Source organism: Amycolatopsis sp. GM8, from assembly GCF_021653975.1.
Classification (GTDB): Bacteria; Actinomycetota; Actinomycetes; order Mycobacteriales; family Pseudonocardiaceae; genus Amycolatopsis_E.
This window is the reverse complement of the sequence record NZ_JAJKFK010000001.1, coordinates 706,119-712,852: the sequence shown is the minus strand read 5'-3', so window position 1 is coordinate 712,852 and position 6,734 is coordinate 706,119. Positions and strand designations below refer to the sequence as shown.

At 67.1% G+C, this 6,734-nt stretch carries 4 protein-coding genes; all 4 read right to left on the bottom strand.

Annotation, left to right across the window (positions count from 1 at the left end; all coding sequences use genetic code 11):
• Window positions 1-109 precede the first annotated feature (109 nt).
• From LOZ83_RS03425 to LOZ83_RS03410, 4 genes are read right to left on the bottom strand one after another with little or no spacing between them, the layout of a single operon-like run.
• The gene (locus tag LOZ83_RS03425; RefSeq protein ID WP_236788681.1) at window positions 110-1,498 is read right to left on the bottom strand and encodes an OFA family MFS transporter; all 1,389 of its coding nucleotides are present in this window, start codon (window positions 1,496-1,498) and stop codon (window positions 110-112) included.
• 43 nt (window positions 1,499-1,541) lie between these two features.
• Window positions 1,542-3,665, bottom strand: coding sequence for an acetate--CoA ligase family protein (locus tag LOZ83_RS03420; protein WP_374202614.1), 2,124 nt, complete (start codon window positions 3,663-3,665; stop codon window positions 1,542-1,544).
• The gene (gene frc / locus LOZ83_RS03415) at window positions 3,665-4,891 is read right to left on the bottom strand and encodes a formyl-CoA transferase (protein WP_236788680.1); all 1,227 of its coding nucleotides are present in this window, start codon (window positions 4,889-4,891) and stop codon (window positions 3,665-3,667) included. The genes LOZ83_RS03420 and frc overlap by 1 nt, the downstream gene beginning before the upstream one ends.
• An 11-nt stretch (window positions 4,892-4,902) precedes the next feature.
• A complete protein-coding gene (locus LOZ83_RS03410; protein WP_236788679.1) occupies window positions 4,903-6,582 on the bottom strand; it encodes a thiamine pyrophosphate-binding protein in 1,680 nt (559 codons plus the stop codon).
• Window positions 6,583-6,734 lie beyond the last annotated feature (152 nt).

Genomic DNA, 6,734 nt, shown 5'->3' with positions numbered 1-6,734 from the left:
GGCGGCCCCCCCCCCCCCACCCCCCCCCCCCCCCCCCCCCGTCGGGGCCCCCCCGCCCCCCCCCCCCCCCCCCCGACACTCAGGACGGCGAGTCCGACACCGGGAATGGTCAGTCCAAGCCGGCTTCGGCGGCCGGGTTCAGGGTGGCCGGCGAGCGCGGCGGGGTAACGGTGAGCCGCGGGCGGCGCAGGAACAGCGCGAGCCCGCCGGTGCCGATCCCGATGCCACCCGCCAGCAGGAACGCCCCGCCGTAACCCCAGGCCGCGACGACGACCGAGCCCAGGCCCGAGCCGACCAGCCCCGACACCAGCTTCGAGCTGTAGACCAGGCCGTAGTTGGACGCGTTGTTGTTCTCCCCGAAGTAGTCCGCGGTCATCGCCGCGAACAGCGGGAAGATCGCACCGCCGCCGAACCCGGACACCATCGACGACAGCAGGAACAGCGGCATGTTCCCGATCGACCCCGACAGGTACACCGCGAACTGCGCCAGCCCCAGCGTCACGCACACGATGACCAGCGTCTCCCGCCGCCCGCAGCGGTCCGAGATCCAGCCGATCACACCCCGGCCGGTCCCGTTGATCAGCGCCTTCAGGCTCATCGCCAGCGCGACGATCCCGCCCGCGAAGCCCATCTCCTCACCGAACGGCACCTGGAACGCGATGCCGAAGATGTTCACCCCCGCTGTACAAAGTAGACAGAACCACATCAGCGGCAGAATGCCGGTCTTGAGGGCTTCCTTCGGCGTGTACTGCTTGAGCGCGGGCGGGTTCTTCCGCAACGCCCGGCGCACCCGCGGGTCATCCGTCGCCACCCGCAACGGATCGACATGCGGCGGCCACCAGTTCTTCGGCGGGTCCTTGAAGAAGAACCCGCTCAGCGCCACCGTGGCGGCCAGGAAGATACCGACCACGAACAGCACCGTGCTGTAGTTGTCCAGATCCAGATACTGCTGGAACAGGAAGATGAACGGGATCGACCCGTAGGCGAACCCGCCGTTGACGAACCCCGTCTTGCCGCCCTTGCGTTCGGGATACCACTTCCCGACCATGTTCACACACGTCGCGTAAACGAACCCGGCGCCGGAACCCCCGAAGAACCCGAAACCGAGATAAGCCCAGAACACCGACGGCGCGTAGGCGAGCGCGACGTACCCCAGCAAAGCCCCCACAGCTCCCAGCACCATCGCCGAACGCGCCGACAACGTGCCGTTCTCACGCATCCTCCCGGCCGGGAACGCGACCGCGGCCTGGAAGAGAACCCAGACACCCAGCAACCAGAAAATGTGGGCGCCGTGCCAGTTGTGCGCCTCGGACAACGTGTCCTCGGCGGACGTGAAAGCGTATTCCGACGAGCTGATGGCCATCATGGCGATCCACGGCAGCCACACCATCCATGCCCGGGAACGCCCCATGATGTCCCGGTCGGTTTCCCCGACCCGGTAAACTCTCCCGTTACTGTCAACGATCTCCCGGAATGTCGGCGGCGCTGGCGAATTCATTTCCGTTCTCCTTCTTCGGTTGTCCCCCCGTTTTCCTCCGTCTCTACAACAGTCCCGCTGCCCGCGCCCACTGGTATTTCGCGCCCAGCACGGCAACCGGGCGTTCGGTGGTGTAGGGGTAGGCGATCACCTTGTGGTCGAACAGGTACTCGCACGCCTTCTCGACCTCGGTGTCCCCCGCGAGCGAAGCGACCACGGGCTTGTCGATGCCCTTGGCCCGGAACTCCTCGACCACTCGCGCGGTCAGTTCGGCGAACACCATCGGCGGCGTGACGATGGTGTGCCAGTAGCCCAGGATCAGCGCGTGGATCCGGGGATCGGACAGCCCGAGCCGGATCGTCGCCTCGTACGTCGACGGCGGCTCGCCGCCGGTGATGTCGATCGGGTTGCCCGCCGCGCCGAACGGCGGGATGAACCGGCGGAACGCCTCGTCCAGATCCGGCGGAATGTCCATCAAGGACAGTCCGTTGTCGACACACGCGTCCGACAGCAGCACGCCCGAACCGCCGGCGCCGGTGATGATCACGACGTTCTCGCCCTTCGGCGCCGGCATCAGGGGCAACGATCGCGCGTACTCCAGCATCTCGTTGAGGCCCGGTGCGCGGACCACACCCGCCTGCCGCAGGATGTCGTCGTACACCTTGTCGTCGCCCGCGAGCGCGCCGGTGTGCGAACCGGCGGCCCGCGCGCCCAGGTCAGTGCGACCGGCTTTGAGTACCACGACCGGCTTCGTCTTCGTCATCCGCTGCGCGGCGGAGACGAACGCGCGCCCGTCCTTCAGGTCCTCCAGATGCATCGCGACGCACTGGGTGTTGTCGTCCTGCTCGAAGAACGTCAGTAGGTCGTCTTCGTCCACATCGGACTTGTTGCCGAGCCCGACGATCGCGGACACGCCCATCTTCGTGGTCCGGCTGAACCCGAGGATCGCCATGCCGATGCCGCCGCTCTGCGAGGTCAGCGCCACCCCGCCACGCACGTCGTACGGGGTGCAGAACGTCGCGCACAGGTTCTGCGGCGTGTAGTAGTAGCCGTAGATGTTCGGGCCCAGCATGCGGATCCCGTAGCGCTTCCCGATCGCGACGATCTCGTCCTGCAGTTCCTGGTTGCCGGTCTCGGCGAACCCGGACGGGATCAGCACCGCTGCCGGCACGCCCTTCTCGCCGCATTCCGTCAGCGCGCCCGGCACGAACTTCGCCGGGATGGCGAACACCGCCACGTCCACCTCGCCCGGGATGTCGCCGACCGACGCGTGGGCCTTGCGGCCCATGATCTCGTCGGCCTTCGGGTTGATCGGGTGAATCTCGCCCGCGTAACCGCCGTCCACCAGGTTCTTCATCACCGAGTTGCCGATCTTGCCCTCGGTGTCGGACGCGCCGATCACCGCGACCGACCGCGGGTTCATCAACCGGTTCATCACGCGCAGGATCTCCTCGCGTGACGGCCGGACCGGCTCGGCCACCTCACCCGTCTCGACCAGGATCCGGACGTCCGCCGCGATCGCGCCGTCGGCGGAAGCGAACACCGGATTGAGGTCGAACTCGCGGATCTCTGGGAAGTCGGTGACCAAAGTGGACACCCGTTGGATCACCGAAGCCAGCGCGCCGAGGTCCACCCCGGAATCACCGCGGACGCCGTGCAATACCTCCGCCGCGCCGATACTGTCCACCATGGACACGGCCTCGGCCAGATCCAGTGGCGCCAGGCGAAAAGTCACGTCCTTGAGTACCTCGACGAGCACGCCGCCGAGACCGAACGCAACCACTTTGCCAAACGTCGGGTCCGTGGTCGCGCCGATGATGACCTCCTGGCCGCCACCGACCAGTTGCTGTACCAGCACCCCGGTGATATTCGCGGATGCGTTGTACGCCTTGGCGTTCGCGACGATCTTGTCGAATGCCTCGCGGACCGCGGACGCTCCCTGCACGCCTACGATGACGCCGCCGGCTTCGGTCTTGTGCAGGATCTGCGGCGAGACGATCTTGCACACCACCGGTCCGCCGATCTCGCCGGCGAGCGCCACGGCTTCGTCCGCCGTCGTGGCGAGCGCTTCGCGCGGCGTCGGAATGCCGTAGGCGTCGCAGATCCGCTTGCCCTCGGGCGCGGTCAGCGCGTCCCGGCCCTCGGCGCGGACCTTGTCCAGGATCTCGCGCACGATGCTCTGGTCCATCAGATGACTCCCTTGGCCTTGAGTCCCGCCAGCTGCTCGCCCAGGCCGAGTTCGCGTGCGTAGACCTCTTCGTTGTGCTCGCCCAGCAACGGGGAACGGTCGACGTCGACCGGCGAGTCGGACAGCTTGATCGGGCAGCCGACGGTGGTGAACTCGCCGCGCTCGGGATGGTCCACCTTCACCACCATCTCGTTGGCCGCCAGCGATTCGTCCTCGATGATTTCCTTTGTGGACAGGATCGGACCGCAGGGAATGTTGTGCTCGTTGAGTTTCGCGAGCACCTCCCACTTGCCGTGCCCGATGCTCCAGTCCTCGATCAGCTGGAACATCTTGTCCAGCTTGTTCAGGCGCGCCTCCGGGGTGGCCCACTCGGGATCCTCGGCCAGTTCGGGACGGCCGATCAGCCTCGTGATGGGCTCCCAGCCGACGGGCTGCACGATCACGTAGATGTAGTCGTTCGGCCCGCCCGGCGCGCATTTCACCGCCCAGCCCGGCTGCCCGCCGCCTGAGGCGTTGCCGGAGCGCGGCACGGTGTCGCCGAACTCCTCGTTGGGGTACTCCTTGAGTGGACCGTGTGAAAGCCGCTGCTGGTCACGCAGCTTGACGCGGGCCAGATTCAGCACCGCGTGCTGCATCGCGACCGTGACTCGTTGCCCGCGACCGGTGTGCTCACGCTGGAACAGCGCGGCCAGGATCCCGGCCACGGTATGGATTCCGGTGCCCGAGTCGCCGATCTGCGCGCCGGTCGCCAGCGGCGGCCCGTCTTCGAAACCGGTGGTCGACATCGAGCCGCCCATCGCCTGCGCGACCACCTCGTACGCCTTGAAATGCGTGTACGGGCCTTCGCCGAAACCCTTGATGGAGGCGAAGATCAGCCGTGGGTTGAGCTCCTGGAGCCGGTCCCAGGTGAAGCCCATCCGGTCGATCGCGCCCGGACCGAAGTTCTCCGCGAGCACATCGAACCGGGGCAGTAGCTCGGTGAAGATCCGCTTGCCCTCTTCGCTCTTGAGGTTCAGTGTGATGCTTCGCTTGTTGCAGTTGAGCATCGTGAAGTACAGACTGTCCACATCGGGCAGGTCACGCAGCTGCTTGCGGGTGATGTCGCCGCCCGGTGCTTCGAGCTTCACCACGTCGGCCCCGAGCCAGGCCAGGATCTGGGTGCAGGACGGTCCTGATTGGACATGGGTCATGTCCAGCACGCGCACGCCTTCGAGTGCCTTTCCCATGACGGTTCCCCTCACTTGTACATGGTCTGGTTCATGGTTCCCGGCGCGTAGACCTCCGGGTCCACCCACACGTTGATCAGTGACGGCTTGCCCGACTCGCGGGCGCGCCGCAGTGCCGGGGCGATGCCGGCGGGGGCGCGGACCTCTTCGCCGTAGCCGCCGAGCATCTTGGCGAACTCGCTGTAGGGCACGTTGCCGAGCGTGTTGCCGACGCGGCCGCGGTCCTCGCCGTACTTCTGGATCTGGCCGTAGCGGATCTGGTTCATCGACGAGTTGTTACCGACGATCCCGACGAACGGCAGGTTGAACCGCACCAGCGTCTCGAAGTCCCAGCCGGTCAGGCTGAACGCGCCGTCGCCGAACAGCGCCACCACTTCCTGGTCCGGCCGGGCGTATTTCGCGGCGAGCACAAAGGGAACGCCGACGCCGAGTGTCCCGAGTGGACCCGGGTCCATCCAGTGCCCGGGAGCCTTCGGCTGCACCACCTGACCGGAGAACGTGACGATGTCGCCGCCGTCGCCGATGTAGATCGAGTCCGGGGTGAGGAACTCGTTGATCTCGTGCACCAGCCGGTACGGGTCGATCGGGTTGGCGTCGGAATGCTGGCGGGGCAGGCGTTTCTCGTACGCCTGCGTCTCGACCGCGCGTAGTTCTTCGAGCCATTCCTTGCGGCCGGTGGCGCCGTTGTCGATCCGGCCGGAGGCGGCCTGCGTGACCGAGGACAGCACGAGTCCGGCGTCGCCGACGATGCCCAGGTCGATGTCCCGGTTCTTGCCGACCGTGCGGTAGTCGAGGTCGATCTGCACGACGGTCGCGTCGGGGGACAGGCGCTTGCCGTAGCCCATCCGGAAGTCGAACGGGGTGCCCACGATGATGATCAGATCGGCGTTCTGGAACGCGTAGCGGCGGGCCAGCTGCAGGTGGTGCGGGTCCTTCGGGGGCAGCGTGCCGCGGCCGGAGCCGTTCATGAACGCCGGCACGTTCAGCTCGCGCACGAACTCGGTCGCCGCGTCGGTCCCCCGGCAGGTCCAGACCTGGCTGCCCAGCAGCACACACGGTTTCCGGGCCTGGACAACAAGATCCGCGAGCCGCTCGATCGCGTCGGGATCACCCGGGGACCGGGTGGAGGCGCGGTAGCCGCCGGCCCTCGGGACGCGCGCGGACTCCAGCGGCACCTTCGCGTCGAGCACGTCGCGCGGGATTTCGAGGAACGACGGGCCCGGCGCGCCGTGGTAGCACTCGCGGAACGCCATCGACACCAGGTCCGCGGCGCGTTCCGTGGACGGCACGGTCGCGGCGAACTTGGTGATCGGCGACATCATGTCGACGTGCGGGAGGTCCTGCAGCGAGCCCATCTTGTGCTGGCTCAGCGCGCCCTGCCCGCCGATCAGCAGCATGGGGCTCTCCGCGCGCAGCGCGTTCGCGACGCCGGTGACCGCGTCCGTCGTGCCTGGGCCGGCGGTCACGACGGCGCAGCCGGGTTTGCCGGTGACGCGCGCGTACCCGTCCGCCGCGTGTGCCGCGACCTGCTCGTGGCGGACGTCGATCACGTCGATGCCCTCGTCCACGCAGCCGTCGTAGATGTCGATGATGTGGCCGCCGCACAGGGTGAAGATGACCTCGACACCCTCCGCTTTCAGGGCCTTCGCCACGAGATGTCCACCGGAGATCAACCCGGGTTCGCCTGACATGCGCCATCTCCTCACAACATTGTGGCTACCGAATACTGCATACGATATGGAGGCCATGGTGGCCCTCGATCGATGCCGTTGTCCAGAGCTTCGAAGCCATTGACCGAAACAGCTCATACCGTATACTGCATACAATGATGACGCAAGATTGA

Coding starts and splice junctions, on each gene's coding strand:
- LOZ83_RS03410 (WP_236788679.1), bottom strand. CDS start 6,582: ATGTCAGGCGAACCCGGGTTGATCTCCGGTGGACATCTCGTGGCGAAG.
- LOZ83_RS03420 (WP_374202614.1), bottom strand. CDS start 3,665: ATGGACCAGAGCATCGTGCGCGAGATCCTGGACAAGGTCCGCGCCGAG.
- frc (WP_236788680.1), bottom strand. CDS start 4,891: ATGGGAAAGGCACTCGAAGGCGTGCGCGTGCTGGACATGACCCATGTC.
- LOZ83_RS03425 (WP_236788681.1), bottom strand. CDS start 1,498: ATGAATTCGCCAGCGCCGCCGACATTCCGGGAGATCGTTGACAGTAAC.